Annotated in this window: 13 protein-coding genes; 7 read left to right on the top strand and 6 right to left on the bottom strand. The window is 60.5% G+C overall.

The window, feature by feature from the left end:
- Positions 1-4 precede the first annotated feature (4 nt).
- On the bottom strand, positions 5-694 hold the full coding sequence (gene phoB, locus KOL70_RS00565; RefSeq protein ID WP_021507143.1) for a phosphate response regulator transcription factor PhoB: 690 nt from the start codon (positions 692-694) through the stop codon (positions 5-7).
- A gap of 197 nt (positions 695-891) precedes the next feature.
- On the opposite strand from phoB, the gene sbcD reads away from it, so the two are divergent.
- Both sbcD and KOL70_RS00555 read left to right on the top strand, forming a co-directional pair.
- Complete coding sequence (gene sbcD / locus KOL70_RS00560; protein ID WP_215480069.1) at positions 892-2109, top strand: exonuclease subunit SbcD; 1218 nt, start codon at positions 892-894, stop codon at positions 2107-2109.
- Positions 2106-5783: an AAA family ATPase gene (locus tag KOL70_RS00555; protein ID WP_215480068.1), complete on the top strand. Its 3678-nt coding sequence runs from the start codon at positions 2106-2108 to the stop codon at positions 5781-5783. The genes sbcD and KOL70_RS00555 overlap by 4 nt, the downstream gene beginning before the upstream one ends.
- 45 nt (positions 5784-5828) lie before the next feature.
- Here KOL70_RS00555 and KOL70_RS00550 read toward each other — a convergent pair whose 3' ends face one another.
- From KOL70_RS00550 to KOL70_RS00540, 3 genes are read right to left on the bottom strand one after another with little or no spacing between them, the layout of a single operon-like run.
- Entirely contained in the window at positions 5829-6485 is a 657-nt protein-coding gene (locus KOL70_RS00550; RefSeq protein WP_021507140.1) for a DUF799 domain-containing protein, read from the bottom strand.
- On the bottom strand, positions 6482-6838 hold the full coding sequence (locus KOL70_RS00545) for a DUF4810 domain-containing protein (RefSeq protein WP_021507139.1): 357 nt from the start codon (positions 6836-6838) through the stop codon (positions 6482-6484). Before KOL70_RS00545 ends, KOL70_RS00550 begins: the two co-directional genes overlap by 4 nt.
- 11 nt (positions 6839-6849) lie before the next feature.
- Positions 6850-7527: a CsgG/HfaB family protein gene (locus KOL70_RS00540; RefSeq protein ID WP_215480067.1), complete on the bottom strand. Its 678-nt coding sequence runs from the start codon at positions 7525-7527 to the stop codon at positions 6850-6852.
- Positions 7528-7727: 200 nt separating this feature from the next.
- Here KOL70_RS00540 and KOL70_RS00535 point away from each other — a divergent pair, with 200 nt between their 5' ends.
- Positions 7728-8108: a cell envelope integrity TolA C-terminal domain-containing protein gene (locus KOL70_RS00535; RefSeq protein WP_254185826.1), complete on the top strand. Its 381-nt coding sequence runs from the start codon at positions 7728-7730 to the stop codon at positions 8106-8108.
- On the opposite strand, the gene KOL70_RS00530 is transcribed toward KOL70_RS00535, so the two are convergent.
- On the bottom strand, positions 7990-9129 hold the full coding sequence (locus tag KOL70_RS00530; RefSeq protein WP_058757980.1) for an AraC family transcriptional regulator: 1140 nt from the start codon (positions 9127-9129) through the stop codon (positions 7990-7992). The two genes, KOL70_RS00535 and KOL70_RS00530, sit on opposite strands and share 119 nt — an antisense overlap.
- A gap of 32 nt (positions 9130-9161) precedes the next feature.
- Here KOL70_RS00530 and KOL70_RS00525 point away from each other — a divergent pair, with 32 nt between their 5' ends.
- Positions 9162-9302, top strand: coding sequence for a hypothetical protein (locus KOL70_RS00525; RefSeq protein ID WP_215480065.1), 141 nt, complete (start codon positions 9162-9164; stop codon positions 9300-9302).
- Positions 9303-9358: 56 nt separating this feature from the next.
- Here KOL70_RS00525 and KOL70_RS00520 read toward each other — a convergent pair whose 3' ends face one another.
- Positions 9359-10363, bottom strand: coding sequence for a phosphotransferase enzyme family protein (locus KOL70_RS00520; RefSeq protein WP_215480064.1), 1005 nt, complete (start codon positions 10361-10363; stop codon positions 9359-9361).
- A 267-nt stretch (positions 10364-10630) separates the two neighbouring features.
- Here KOL70_RS00520 and eat point away from each other — a divergent pair, with 267 nt between their 5' ends.
- The 3 genes from eat (at position 10631) to KOL70_RS00505 (ending at position 14273) form a co-directional block, all read left to right on the top strand.
- The gene (gene eat, locus KOL70_RS00515; protein WP_058758051.1) at positions 10631-11995 is read left to right on the top strand and encodes an ethanolamine permease; all 1365 of its coding nucleotides are present in this window, start codon (positions 10631-10633) and stop codon (positions 11993-11995) included.
- Positions 11996-12204: 209 nt separating this feature from the next.
- Positions 12205-13203, top strand: coding sequence for an aldo/keto reductase (locus KOL70_RS00510; RefSeq protein ID WP_215480063.1), 999 nt, complete (start codon positions 12205-12207; stop codon positions 13201-13203).
- Between the two features lie 137 nt (positions 13204-13340).
- A complete protein-coding gene (locus tag KOL70_RS00505; protein ID WP_215480062.1) occupies positions 13341-14273 on the top strand; it encodes a LysR family transcriptional regulator in 933 nt (310 codons plus the stop codon).
- The last annotated feature ends 26 nt before the right edge of the window (positions 14274-14299 follow it).

Genomic DNA, 14299 nt, shown 5'->3' with positions numbered 1-14299 from the left:
CCGTTTAGTAGCGGGCAGAGAAACGATACCCTGTTCCGCGAACGGTTTGTACCATGCGATCGTGGCCGGAAACTTCCAGTGCTTTACGTAAACGACGGATATGCACATCCACGGTGCGGTCTTCCACATACACGTTAGTGCCCCACACGTGATTCAGCAGCTGTTCGCGGCTGTATACGCGCTCCGGATGCGTCATAAAGAAGTGCAGCAGTTTGTATTCGGTCGGTCCCATTTCCAGCGGCGTGGTTTCGGACATCACGCGATGCGAGGAGGGATCGAGGCTCAGCCCCTGCATCTCAATCACCTCTTCCACCGCCATCGGTGAGATGCGGCGCATCACGGCTTTAATGCGCGCCATCAGCTCTTTGGGCGAGAACGGCTTGGTGATGTAATCATCGGCGCCCACTTCCAGCCCGCGCACGCGATCTTCCTCTTCACCGCGCGCCGTCAGCATCATCACCGGAATATCACGCGTCATGGCTTCACGCTTTAAATGTTTGATGAACTGAATGCCGCTGCCGCCGGGTAACATCCAGTCCAGCAGAATCAGATCGGGCCAGGGTTCGATCAGCTTGCCAATCGCGCTGTCATAGTCCTCAGCCTCGATCGGCTGATAATCGTTTTGTTCCAGCACGAAACATAACATTTCACGGATGGGAGCTTCGTCTTCCACAACCAAAATGCGCTTAGCCATTATTACTCCTGCGATTGTGACGGCATGTCACGGGGGTTTGCGGCGCCATTATGCGTCAGTTTTGTGACACTTTTATGAAAAACCCACCCCATGATAATCAGATAAAAAGCGCAATTGTGACAACCGGTTTCGCTTTTTTTTCATTGCGTTGTTAAGCGGTTATACTGCCGCTTTGCGATAGCAGGCACGGAGCATTCATGCGCATTATTCACACCGCTGACTGGCATCTCGGTCAGTTCTTTTACAGCAAAAGCCGCGCCGCCGAGCACCAGCAATTCCTCGACTGGCTGCTGGCCGCGATTGTGCAGCATCAGGTGGATGCGCTGATCGTCGCTGGCGACCTGTTTGATACCGGTTCGCCGCCCAGCTACGCGCGCGAACTGTTTAACCGTTTCGTGGTGGCGCTGCAGCCCAGCGGCTGCCAGCTGATTGTGCTGGCCGGCAACCATGATTCGGTCGCCACGCTGAATGAATCGCGCGAGCTGCTGGCCTGCCTCAATACCCGCGTCATTACCAGCGCCACGCCCGGCGGCGAGCAGCAGGTGCTGACGCTGCAACAGCGCGACGGCACGCCGGGGGCGCTGCTGTGCGCCATCCCCTATCTGCGTCCGCGCGACATCCTGCGCAGCCAGGCGGGTCAGTCCGGTCGCGATAAGCAGCTGTCACTGCTGCAGGCGATTGAGCAGCACTATCAGCACTGTTATGCCGCCGCCGTGGCGCAGCGCGAAGCCATGGGCAGTGCGCTGCCGATCATCGCCACCGGGCATCTCACCACCGTGGGCGTCAGCAAGAGCGATTCAGTGCGTGATATCTACATCGGCACGCTGGACGCATTTCCGGCGCAGGCCTTCCCGCCAGCCGACTACATTGCGCTGGGCCACATCCATCGTGCGCAGCGCATCGCCGACAGCGATCACATCCGCTACAGCGGTTCGCCGATTGCGCTCAGTTTTGATGAGCTGGGGCGTGAGAAAAGCGTATTCCTGCTGGAATTTAGCACCCGGCTGGAGTCCGTCACACCGCTGGTTATTCCGTCATTCCAGCCGATGCAGATGTTAAAAGGCGCCATGGCGGAGATCGAACAGCAACTGACCGCGTTTCACACCTATGAAGGCGATCTGCCGGTGTGGCTGGATATCGAAATCACCACTCAGGAGTACCTGAGCGATCTGCAGCGCCGCATCGAACAGCTAACCGAGGCGCTGCCGGTTGAGGTGCTGCTGGTGCGCCGCAGCCGCGATCAGCGTCAGCGCAGTCTGGCACGGCTGGAGAACGAAACCCTGAGCGAACTGAAAGTTGAAGAGGTGTTTGCCCGCCGGCTGGCGCTGGAGGAGCAGCTGGAGGATGAACAGCGCGCGCAGTTAACGCAGCTGTTTCGCAGCACGCTGGCGACGCTGGAGGATCCGGGCGCATGAAAATTCTGACGCTGCGTTTTAAAAACCTCAACGCGCTGCGCGGCGAGTGGTTTATCGATTTCCGCCGCGAGCCGTTTGCCAGCAACGGGCTGTTCGCCATTACCGGCGCCACCGGCGCGGGTAAAACCACGCTGCTGGATGCCATCTGTCTGGCGCTCTATCACCAGACGCCGCGCCTTGGTGGCCTGTCGCAGAGCGAAAATCAGCTGATGACGCGTGACACTGCTGAGTGCCTCGCCGAAGTGGAGTTTGAGATCAAAGGTGAAGCCTGGCGCGCCTTCTGGAGCCAGAACCGCGCGCGCGGCCTGGCGGAAGGTAAACTGCAGGCGCCGCGCGTCGAACTGGCGCGCGTGGCGGACAACCAGATCGTCGCCGATAAAGTCGGTGACAAGCTCAAAGCCATCGAAACCTTGTCCGGTCTCGATTTTGCCCGCTTCACCCGTTCGATGATGCTGTCGCAGGGGCAGTTTGCCGCCTTCCTCAATGCCAAACCCGGCGAGCGCGCCGAGCTGCTGGAGGAGCTGACCGGCACCGAAATCTACGGCCACATCTCGATGCAGATCTACGAGCGCTGGCGCACGGCGCGCGCGGCACTCGACACGCTGCGCGCCCGCGCCGGTGCGGTGCAGTTGCTCGACGACGCCCGCCGCGCCGAACTGGCGCAGCAGCTGGAGCAGTTGACCCGCACCGAACAGGATCTGAGCGAGCAGCTGGCGCAGGCCCAGCAGCAGCAGCAGTGGCTGACGCAGCAGCAGCAGCTCAACGCGGAGCAACAGCAGGCGCAGCAGGCGTTGCAGGCTGCCGCCACGGCCTGGCAGCAGGCGGAAGGCGATCGCCAGCGGCTGGCGCGTGCTGAACCGGCGGAGAAGCTGCGCGACAAACTGCAGCAGCGCGAACAGCTGCAGCGCGACCAGCAGACACTGAACCAGCAGGCGCAGCAGTTACAGCAGCAACAGCAACAGGCGCAAGCGGCGCTGCAGCAGGGTGAAAGCCACTATCAGGCCGCACAGCAGGCACGTGAACGCGCGCTGGCCGAACAGCAACAGCTGGAGACGCTGCTGAGCGAACAGGTGATCCCGCTCGATCAGCAGATCGCCAGCCGTGCACAGCAGCTTGAGCAGCAGCAGGCGCTGCTGAGCGAACAGCAAAAAACGCTGTTACTCAGCCAGCAGGCGCTGGATCAGCATCAGCAGGCAAGTGAACGCTTACAACAGCAGCTGGCGCAGCAGCAGGCGTTTCGCCTGAGTGAAGCCGCTGTCGCCCGCTGGGGCGGCGAACTGGCGCGCTGGCAGGCCGAACTCGCCCGGCTTGAAGAGCGTGAGCAAACGCTGACGCAGCTCAGCGCGCAGCAGCAACAACTGCAAAGCCAGCTGGAACAGCAGCAGCAGGCGCTGCAGGCGCGCGAACAGGCGGCACAGCCGCTGCAACAGGCGGAAGCCACGGCACAGCAGCAGCGCCAGCAGGCGGAGCAGGTGCTTACTTCGCTGGAGGCGGAGATCGCCAGCCCGGCGTTGCGGACGGCGCTGGCGCAGCATCAGCAGCAGCGCGGCGTACGTCAGCAGCTCAGCCTGCTGGCGGCACAGTGGCAAACGCTCCAGCCGCAGCGCCAGCAACGCCAGCTTAAACTGCAGCAGTTACAGCAGCATGCTGAGCAGGAAGCGCTGGCGTTGCAGCAGCTGCGCGAGGAGTACAAGCGCGAGCATCAGACGCTGCTGGACGTGCGTCGCCTGTGTGAACTGGAGCGCACCATCATCCAGCTGGCCGATGAACGGGCGAAGCTGCAGCCGGAACAGCCCTGCCCGCTGTGCGGCTCCTGCCAGCATCCGGCCATCGACCGCTACCAGCAGTTACAGCCGGATGAAAATCAGCAGCGGCAGGCGGCGCTGGAAACGCACGTGGCGCAGCTCAGGGAAGCCGGCACTGCGCGGGGCGAGCAGCTCAAACTGTCGCAGCAGCAACAGCAGGCGCTGCAACAGGAAATCGCCGATCTCGACCAGCAGATCGCCACTACCCGCGAGCGCTGGCAGGCGCTGTGCGGTGAGCTGGCGCTTACCTTCAGCGCTGAACAGCACGCAGAATTCAGCGCCTGGCAGCAGCAGCAGGACGCGCTCGAAGCCCGCCAGCAGCAGCAGTTGCAGGCGCGTGAACAGGCGGCCGTCACGTTGCAGCAGGCCAAAGACGCGCATCTGCAACAGCAGCAGCGCTGGCAGCAACATCAGCAGCAGCAACAGCTGGCACAGCAGCAGCTGGCCAGCGCCCGGCAGCAGCGGGATGAGCTCGATCAGCGCGTCAGCGGTGAACGTCAGGCATGGCAGCAGCAATTGCAGCAGCTGGAACAGCAGCTGGCTGCCCATCAGCTTAGCCTGCCTGCAGCGCCCGAGCGCGCCGGCTGGCTGCAAACGCTGGAGCAGCGCTGGCAGCAGTGGCAGGAAAGTGAGCGGTTACTTGCTGAGCTACAGCCGCAGCTGGCGAAAAGCGAAACGGAAGGCAGCAGCCTGCAGCACGCTCTGGCGCGTGAACAGCAGCAGGTCGCCAGCCTGCAGCAAGCCCTTAACCACCTGCAACAGCAGCAGCAGGCCCAGCAGCAGCAGCGCCAGCAGCTGTTTGGCGACCGGCGCGTGGCGGACGCGCGTCAGCAGCAGCACGCCACGCTGCAACAGCATGACCAGGCGCTGGCGCAACAGCTGCAGCGCTGGCAGCAGGCGCAAAGCGAGCTGCACGGCCTGAAAGGTCAGTATGAACAGATTGTCAGCCAGCAGCAGACGCTGGCGCAGCGCGCAGCGGACGCCGAAAGCGCCTTCCGGCAGGCATTGCTGCTCAGTGATTTCGCTGACGAAAGCGCCCTGCGCGCCGCGCTGCTGGTGGAAGATGAGGTGCAGACGCTGCGCCAGCGGCTGCAAACGCTGGAGCAGCAGCATCAGCAGCACACCGCGCTGCATGCCAGACTGGCGCAGCGGCTAAGCGATCACCAGCAGCAGCGCCCGGCCGCACTCAGTGATGCCGATGCTGGCTCCATCGCCGCCCGGCTCGAGCAGCTGCGCGTGGCGCTGCGTGACAACGCACGCCAGCAGGGTGAAGCGCAGCAGCAGCTGCACAGCGATACCCGGCAGCGTCAGCAGCAGCAAACGCTGCTGGCGCAGATCGCCGCTGACGAAGCGGAACTGGCACAGCTGAGCCGCCTCAACGATCTGATCGGGTCGGCCAAAGGCGACAAGTTCCGCCGCTTTGCTCAGGGCTTAACCCTCGATCATCTGGTGTGGCTGGCAAACCGCCAGCTCGATCGCCTGCACGGCCGCTATTTATTGCAGCGCCGCGTCAGCGATGAGCTGGAGCTGGAAGTGGTGGATACCTGGCAGGCCGATGCCACGCGCGACACGCGTACGCTGTCCGGCGGCGAGAGCTTCCTCGTCAGCCTCGCGCTGGCGCTGGCGCTGTCCGATTTGGTCAGCCATAAAACGCGCATTGAATCACTGTTTCTCGACGAAGGCTTCGGCACGCTGGATGCCGAAACGCTGGATACCGCGCTGGATGCGCTCGATGCCCTCAACGCCAGCGGGAAAACCATCGGCGTGATCAGCCACGTGGAAGCGATGAAAGAGCGCATCCCGGTGCAGATCCGGGTGCGTAAAATGAACGGGCTCGGCTACAGTAAACTGGAGCTGCCGGGCGAGTGATGCGTGAAATGGCGCGGCGATCAGCTGATCGCCGCGCCAGGTAGATTAACGCGTAACCGGCGCTTTGTAGCGCGGACCGGCCAGCAGACCACCCTGCTCGTTCTGCGCTAACAGACGTGCGCTGGTGACACCAGCAATGGTGTGCGCTTTGTCGCCCGCGTTGCTGGCGATCTGTTTGATCGCCGCCGACACCAGCATGCCAATGATGCCGCCGTTGCTGTTGTTGCTGTTCTCAGAATCATTGGCGGTGGCCATGCCCTGCCACAGCTCTTTACCGCTGCGCAGATCGACCAGACGGGCAGTGGCCGAGACCGTGGTCACCGAATCAACCACCAGATAGCTGCTGCCGTAATCGGTAATCGAAATGTACAGTGCGCTGTCTGCGTTGAAGATGTCATGCAAGCGCTTCGTGCTCACCGCCTGAATTTCATGCCCGTTGCTCAGGCCGTTTTGCTGGAAGGTCTCTTCCACCACCGCCACCGGGAACACGTAGTAACCCGCTTCCGCCAGCGGCTGGGTCACCAGCGAGGTGAAGCTGTGCGACGCGTTGATATCCGGCGCACGGTTATCGGCAGGCAGCACCAGAATTGATGCCGGCTTACTGGCACGGAAGGCGCTGTAGTCATACGGTTTCTTATTCTGGGCACAGCCGGTCAGCAGCAGCGCCGCGAATACGCCGCACACGGCAATCAGTTTTTTCATTGGTTCACTCCTTTTTTCTTCATCAGAAAGTCCATGTACGGGGCCGATTCCGGAAACAGCTGCTTCTCGAGGGCGAACTGGCTGAAAGCTTTATCCGTATTGCCGTTTTTGGCGTACAGCAGGCCCAGCTGGGCGTGCAGACCCGGTGCTACCGGCTTGTTCACCGCTTTGGCCTTTTCGATATCCAGATTCAGCGCATCAATCTGCTTCTGCGGATCGCTGTCTTTCTGGTAATAGCTGTAGACCTGCTGCTGGTAATCACCCCAGTAGTAGATCGGCTCCGGTCCTTTTGGCGCACAGCCGGCCAGCACGCCTGCCGCGATCAGCGCGGCGCTCAGTTGCAGTAATTTCATCGTCAATATCCTTATTTCACCGGGCGCCATGCGCCATTATTGATGCCATCCACCAGGTGGTCGACCGCTTCACGGATCGCCAGATCCATCACTTTGCCGTTCAGGGTAGAGTCATAGCTGGCGGTGCCGCCAAAGCCGATCACCTCACGCGCTGACAGCTGGTATTCACCCGCGCCCTGCACGCTGTACACCACTTCTGAAGTGGCCACATCCACCACATTCAGGTTCACTTTGGCGTAAGCGATCTGGCTTTTACCGCGCCCGAGGATGCCCCACAGCTGCTGGTCGCCCACTTCTTTGCGCCCGAACTCGGTGATGTCACCGGTGATGATGTAGTTAGCGCCCTTGATGTTCTGCTGGCTGTGTTTGAAGTCGGCTTCCTGCTGCAGCTCTTTCAGGTTGCTGCGATCCAGCACGTTGAAGCGATTGGTCTGCTGCAGATGCGTAATCAGAATGGTTTTGGATTGGTTGCCCAGACGATCAACGCCGTCGGAGAAAATCCCATTCATGTATGACGAACGGTTATCAAACTGTCCCACCGCGATTGGGCTGCGCACGCCCTGATAAGCCGGCTGGCTTGCGGCGCGAACCTGAGGCGCGTCGATAGCGCGTGACGACTCGGTGGCACAGCCACTGAGCAGCGCGGCGCTTAACAAGGAGAGTGCCGCAAAGGCATATTTCTTCTGCATTTCTGGTCCATGAATAAAGGAAGGGATAACACCGCCACCAGGCGGCAAATTCTGGTTATGCCGACAGTCAGAGTAATGCCATAGCATTCCCTGCTGCGGTCTGTAGACTGTCGGCAGCAGCGCCAGGAATCTTTAGCGAAAATGCAGGCTTATTAATGAATTTAATTAATAGATTAGCGAGACTATCAGGTGGGTTAGTAATGATGGTGGGGCTCAGCGCCTGCCAGCAGGTGTCCGCGCCAGCCCCCAGCCTGGCCAATCAGTGCCAGCCGCAGGGCGATGCTGACAGCGCCGCCTGCCACTGGAGTGAAGCACTGCAGCAGCAGCTCAATAAGCAGTTTCACGATGCGGCGCGCTATGCCGGACAGCAGTGCTGGGTGCGCCTGGAGTGGCAGAACAGTGGGCGCTACGCGGTGACGCAAACCCAGGGCGACGAAGCGCTGTGTTTGCGCGCGTGGCAGCTTATTGGTCAGTCGCGCGGCTTACCGCCTCCGCCGCAGCGCGACCAGCCAGCGTGGTTTGGCTTTGCGCCGCACCGGCCTGACTCACCAGCCCATCCTGGCGCCACTGGCGCGGGCTGATGCCGAACCAGCGGCGGAAGGCGCGGGAAAACGCGCTGACCTCGGAATAGCCGAGCAGCAGCGCCATCTCCGAGATCGGCAGCTGTCTTTGCTGCAGGTAGTGCGTGGCCATTTCGCAGCGCACCTTATCCACCAGCGCGCTAAAGCTGATGCCCTCTTCGCGCAGGCGTCGCTGCAGCGACCAGCTCGACAACCCCATTTTGCCGGCGATCTCCTCCAGTACCGGTTCGCCCTGAATGAGCGTCAGGCTGACCTGCGAACGCGCCTGTTCGACCACGCTCTGCACGCTGGCGCTGCTGTTGAGGCGGCGAATGGCATCCTGCATCACCATAAGCAGCATCGCATCCTGCTCCGGCATGGCGCGCTGCAGGTCGCGTTTCGCGATCAGCAGTGAGTTAAACGGCTGATCGAACCAAACCGGCGCATCAAACACTTTGCAGTGCTCGTGCCACTGCTCCGGACGCGGATGTTCAAAGTGCACCTCGCGCGGCGCCCAGTTTTTGCCCGCCACGTGGCGAATCAGGTTGAGGAACATGCCGAGCGTCAGCTCCGCATCCTGACGGCGTGCCAGGATCGCCCCGTGGCGCACCTGATAATCGAGCCGCCAGCAGTCGCCCTTGTCCACCAGCCGCGTCAGCGTATCGTGCTGGTGCCAGGGAAACGCGTTCACTACATTGTGCAGCGCCTGCTCCAGCGTCGGCGAGCACAGTCCGATGTAGCCAATTAACCCTAATGACTGCGGTTTGAACTGCCTGCCGTAATGCAAACCGAAGTTATCAAAGCCGGAGTGGCGCGCCGCTTCTTCCATCACGCGGCAATAGTTCACCAGCCCGAGGCTCAGTGTCGGGCTGGCCAGCAGTTCGGAATCGATACCGCTGATGCCAAAGATGCGATCGACATCGCCGCCTTTATCCGTAATGAAGGCGCTCAGACCGGTCGCCGCCGCGGCCAGAACGCCACGGTTGCTGGCGGGTGTGGCAAACGCGCTGAAGGCATCTGCAGCAGAGATGAGTGATTGCATGGGAACCTCTCAGGGATCGCGCGGATAACAGAATGAAGGGATCCAGCAATTTTCATACCAGCGTCACCCGGCGTCGCGTGGTGCAAGGCAATGCACCGCCTGGCCGCCGCTGGCGCGCTCCCGGCGGCGATCCGCGTCCCTGTCAGCGCGCCTGTGACGGCTGGCGCGCTTGATGCGCAGGCACCAGATTACGCCATCAGCGCACGCCGCTGCCCTCTGCTGGTGCAGGTCACGCGCCTACCGGCAGCTGGCTGCTCTCAAGATAGCGACGGCACAGCCGCACCGAATGGCTGGCCCAGTGCGGCCCGAGGCTGAGCGCCATCTCGGTATCGGCGTGCGTGCCCATCCACGCCGTCATCTGAATACGACGCTGGATCAGCAGCGTCGGCACCAGCGCCATCTCAGCATCGCTGATGTGCGCCACGCGTTCATAGCCGAGGATCCAGTTATCCACCCACTCCGCCGCACGCGGATGGTGCTCGACGAAACTGATCGCGGCCGCCAGATCGTGCAGATACCAGCCCATGCCGCAGTCGTCGAAGTCGATCACCCGGGTTTCGCCTTTGTGCAGCAGCAGATTGGTCAGACGCAGATCGGCGTGGATCAGGCCGTAGCGATCGCGCTCTTTACCAAATTCCGCCAGCGCCTGCCCGGCGCGCTCCACCGCCGCTGCGATAATGCCGTGATCGGTCGGATCGAGATGCGGCGCATCCTGCCAGCGCCCCCAGTGGCTGTGCTCGCTGACCATGGTGTGATGATCCCAGATAATACGCTGAAAACCCTCGGGTTTCTGCCAGCTGCGGCTGTGCTGATGCAGGCGCGCGGTGATGGTCCCGAGCTGCTGAAAGGCTTTGGGATCGACGTCGGTGGTCGGCATCTCGCCGTCAATCCAGTGGAACAGCACCGCATGACGCGAGCTGCCGTCCGCCAGCGTCAGCGTCAGCACGCTTTCACCGTCGCGCGCCGGAATCGCCTGCGGCACCATGATGCCGGTTTCGCGCAGCGCATCGAGCCACATCAGTTCACTGAGAATATCCGCTTTGCTGTGGTAATCCGGCCGGTGCAGGCGCAGCGCGTAGCGTTTGCCGCCAGCACGCAGCAAAAAGGTGGCGTTCTCCGAACGGCACAACAATTGCAGCTCACCGTGCAGCGCGGCGGGATAGCAGGCCAGCGCACGTTGCGCCAGCAGGGTGATCTCGGCATCGGTCAGGGATTCGGCTTGTTTGGCGCTCATTCATCACTCTCCAGCATCAGTCTCTATAAACCAGTGTTATCAGCATGGGATGAGGTCGTCCTGACTGCCTGACCGCAGAACAGCAAAAGTTGACCGCAGCGTACAGCCCGCGCTTTTTCTGGCAGCGAGTTGACCGCAGAGGACAAAACTCACTGCGCCGGCGTCAAGTTTTCCCGTCCCGGGCAGCGGCATTATCCCTTCACTGTAGCGCAAACCCACAATAGCGCGGTGCCAACGCCGCACAACAAGCATGACGGGGAGATGAAGATGACAGGCAAACTAAAACCCACGCTGGGCACCCTGCATTTATGGGGTATTGCGGTTGGACTGGTGATTTCCGGTGAGTATTTCGGCTGGAGCTATGGCTGGGGCGTGGCCGGGACGCTGGGATTCCTGATCACCACCGCGCTGATCGCCACGCTTTATACCTGCTTTATTTTTAGCTTTACCGAACTGACCACGGCGATTCCGCACGCTGGCGGGCCGTTCGCTTACAGCCGTCGGGCATTTGGCGAAACCGGTGGTCTGATTGCCGGTCTGGCGACGCTGATTGAATTCGTGTTCGCCCCGCCGGCCATCGCCATGGCGATTGGCGCCTACCTCAACGTGCAGTATCCCGATCTCAACCCCAAAACGGCGGCGGTCGGGGCTTATCTGTTGTTTATGGCACTGAATATTCTCGGCGTGAAGCTGGCCGCGATGTTCGAACTGGTGGTGACGGTGCTGGCAGTGCTGGAGCTGCTGGTGTTCATGGGCGTGGTATCGCCGGGTTTCAGCGTCGCTAACTTCGCCGCCAACGGCTGGGCCGGCAGCGATCATTTTGGCATGCCAGCGCTGTCCGGCATCTTTGCCGCCATCCCGTTCGCTATCTGGTTTTTCCTCGCCATTGAAGGCGCGGCCATGGCGGCCGAAGAAGCCAAAGATCCGAAGCGCACCATCCCGAAAGCCTACATCAGCGGCATTCTTACTCTGGTGGTGCTGGCGATTGGCGTGATGCTGCTGGCCGGCGGCGCGGGCGACTGGCGCAAGCTGTCGGACATCAACGATCCGCTGCCGCAGGCGATGAAGATGATCGTCGGCGAGCACTCTAACTGGATGCATATGCTGGTGTGGATCGGCCTGTTTGGCCTGGTCGCCAGCTTCCACGGCATCATCCTTGGCTACTCGCGTCAGTTCTTTGCCCTGGCGCGCGCGGGCTATCTGCCGCCCAGCCTGGCGAAGCTGTCGCGCTTCCAGACGCCGCACCGCGCCATCATCGCCGGCGGTGTCATCGGTATCGCCGCCATTTACAGCGACGGACTGATCAATCTGCAGGGCATGACGCTGACGGCGGCGATGATCACCATGGCGGTGTTCGGCGCGATCGTGATGTACCTGATGAGTATGCTGAGCCTGTTTAAGCTGCGCCGCAGCGCACCGGACCTGGAGCGCAGCTTCCGTGCGCCGGGCTATCCGTTGGTTCCGGGCATCGCACTGGTGCTGTCGCTGGTGTGTCTGGTGGCGATGCTGTGGTTCAACCCGGTAATCGGCGGATTGTTTGTGGCGATCATGGTGCTCGGCTACCTTTACTTCCTCGCTACCAAAGCCCAGCGCGAGCGCGCACCGCAGGATTCCATGCTGGTCGGCGAGTAACAAACGCATTGCCCCTGCCCTTCAGGCAACGGAGGCGGGTACACAGAGCCCTTTGTGTACCCGCCTCTTTCTGCCCCACGTGATAAATCCATCCCACCACAGCACCGCTCCGGTCATGCTGCTGTGATACCTTTTTTGCATGACGAAAATGACAATTCATTACGCGTAATCGGGGTGCAACAATCAAAAAAACCACCAAAGGAACCACTATGCACACCCGACATTTATCGCAAACCCTGACTGTCAGTTCGATCGGCTATGGTGCCATGGGACTGAGCGAATTTTATGGCCAGACAGACGACACCGCTTCACTGCAGCTGTTACACACGCTTCTCGACCTGAATATCACGTTTATCGACACCGCGGATATGTACGGGCGGGGCCATAATGAGCGGCTGATTGGCCACTTTCTTGCCGGTCTGGATAACACCACGCGTGAGCAGTTTAACATTGCCACCAAGTGCGGAATCGATCGCCCCGCGGACCAGGCTTATGCCCGGACGATTAACAACCAACCCGACTACATCACCCGCTGCTGTAATGAATCGCTTAAAAGGCTTGGCGTTGAGCGCATCGATCTGTTCTATCTTCACCGCGTGAGCCAGGTTACGCCGATTGAAGAGAGCATGGAATGCCTGAGCCGCCTCGTTAAAGCGGGTAAGATCAACCACATTGGCCTGTGTGAGGTTTCTGCTTCAACCCTGCGCCGGGCCCATGCCATTCACCCGCTCACTGCCCTGCAAACCGAATATTCACTGTGGACGCGCGATATCGAAGCTGAGATTCTGCCGGTGGTGAAAGAGCTGGGTATAGGTTTAGTTCCCTACTCTCCGCTGGGCAGAGGGTTTCTGACCGGAAAGTATCGTCATAACAGCGACTTCGCTGAGGGTGATTTCCGCAAAAATAATGCGCGCTTTAGTCAATCCAGCCTCGACCATAACGCCCAGCTTCTTGACGCGGTGCACCCGCTTGCTGAAAAGTACAGCTGCACGCCGGGGCAGATTGCGCTGGCCTGGCTACTGGCGCAGTACGACAAGCTGATCCCCATTCCGGGAACGAAACAGACCCGCTATCTGGCGGAAAATGCGCAGGCCGCCGATATCGTGCTGGAGCAGGCAGATATCGCCTTACTGAACGCTATCCACCAGCATATTGAGATCAGGGGCGAGCGCTATTCTCAGGAAGGGATGAAAAGCATTAATGCCTGAAGCCATAACCGGGTAACGCCCGGTTATTTTTTCTGACGTCGCGCCGCCAGCCTGCTGCGCGTCCAGACCGATTAACCCCATATCCTGCTGATCTTTAGCGGGGTAGAATAACGTCTTTGATTACCCGGATGGACTCTATGGCGACGGCAGAGCACCTTATCAGCAACCATCTCCCCAGCGTGAAACAGCTTCAATGCTTTCTTGCGGTTGCGCACGAGCTGAACTTTCGCCGGGCCGCCGAACGGCTCAGAATGACTCAGCCTCCGCTAACCCGACAGATTAAGCGCCTTGAAGCCGTGCTGGAGCAGCCGTTGTTTAGCCGCAGCACCCATGACGTTAGTCTGACGGACGCTGGCCGGGCGCTGGTAATCAAAGCGGAGAAGATCCTTCAGGCGCTGAATGAACTCAAGCCTGGCTCGCTTTCTTCAGAAAAGCGCCTGCGTATCGGCCTCACCCGCACGCTGAATTTTGCACTGATTGCGCCCATTCACCAGCAACTGCTGAAACTGGACGCCGCCGACGATGTGGAAACGCCCGATCTGACGTCTGCGCAGTTGCTGCAGTGTCTGACAAAAAACCGCCTGGACCTGGTACTGACGGGCGAAAGGGCAACCGGCCACGAAGATACCGTGCAGTACCAGTGGATCGGTCGTGAGCCGTTGCTGGTAGCAATGCCGGCCAGACATCCGGCCAGCCTGAAAGAAAAAGTCTCGCTGGAAGCGATCGGTGATTTACCGCTGTTCTGGTTTGCCAGAAGCGCAAATCCGTCGATCTACGATAAATGTGAACGCTTGTTTTCACAGCTCCACACCCCGCTTAAAAGAGTTAAAGAGCCGGATGATTCACTGGTTATGCTGACACACATTGCCAGAGGGAAAGGCTTTGCCCTGATGCCGCAGTCGAAATGTACCTTTCATCAGGAAGGATTGTGTTATCGCGCACCGGCTGACGATGAAGCGCAAAATCTGCATATCGATATTTATGCCGCCATCCGACTGAATGAAAACCGGCCAGCCGTGCTGCATGCGCACGATATCGTGTGTCACGCCGGTCAGTTAAGCCAACACTGACCCGCTTCGGTCCCCTCTTCCGCTGG

This window comes from Pantoea sp. B270 (assembly GCF_018726825.1).
GTDB lineage: Bacteria > Pseudomonadota > Gammaproteobacteria > Enterobacterales > Enterobacteriaceae > Pantoea > Pantoea dispersa.
The sequence above is the reverse complement of the archived record's forward strand: the minus strand, read 5'-3'. Positions and strand labels throughout refer to the sequence as shown.

Bases quoted from the DNA above. Each gene is read 5' to 3' on its own strand.
- phoB (WP_021507143.1), bottom strand. From the start codon at position 694: ATGGCTAAGCGCATTTTGGTTGTGGAAGACGAAGCTCCCATCCGTGAA.
- sbcD (WP_215480069.1), top strand. From the start codon at position 892: ATGCGCATTATTCACACCGCTGACTGGCATCTCGGTCAGTTCTTTTAC.
- KOL70_RS00555 (WP_215480068.1), top strand. From the start codon at position 2,106: ATGAAAATTCTGACGCTGCGTTTTAAAAACCTCAACGCGCTGCGCGGC.
- KOL70_RS00550 (WP_021507140.1), bottom strand. From the start codon at position 6,485: ATGAAAAAACTGATTGCCGTGTGCGGCGTATTCGCGGCGCTGCTGCTG.
- KOL70_RS00545 (WP_021507139.1), bottom strand. From the start codon at position 6,838: ATGAAATTACTGCAACTGAGCGCCGCGCTGATCGCGGCAGGCGTGCTG.
- KOL70_RS00540 (WP_215480067.1), bottom strand. From the start codon at position 7,527: ATGCAGAAGAAATATGCCTTTGCGGCACTCTCCTTGTTAAGCGCCGCG.
- KOL70_RS00535 (WP_254185826.1), top strand. From the start codon at position 7,728: ATGATGGTGGGGCTCAGCGCCTGCCAGCAGGTGTCCGCGCCAGCCCCC.
- KOL70_RS00530 (WP_058757980.1), bottom strand. From the start codon at position 9,129: ATGCAATCACTCATCTCTGCTGCAGATGCCTTCAGCGCGTTTGCCACA.
- KOL70_RS00525 (WP_215480065.1), top strand. From the start codon at position 9,162: ATGAAGGGATCCAGCAATTTTCATACCAGCGTCACCCGGCGTCGCGTG.
- KOL70_RS00520 (WP_215480064.1), bottom strand. From the start codon at position 10,363: ATGAGCGCCAAACAAGCCGAATCCCTGACCGATGCCGAGATCACCCTG.
- eat (WP_058758051.1), top strand. From the start codon at position 10,631: ATGACAGGCAAACTAAAACCCACGCTGGGCACCCTGCATTTATGGGGT.
- KOL70_RS00510 (WP_215480063.1), top strand. From the start codon at position 12,205: ATGCACACCCGACATTTATCGCAAACCCTGACTGTCAGTTCGATCGGC.
- KOL70_RS00505 (WP_215480062.1), top strand. From the start codon at position 13,341: ATGGCGACGGCAGAGCACCTTATCAGCAACCATCTCCCCAGCGTGAAA.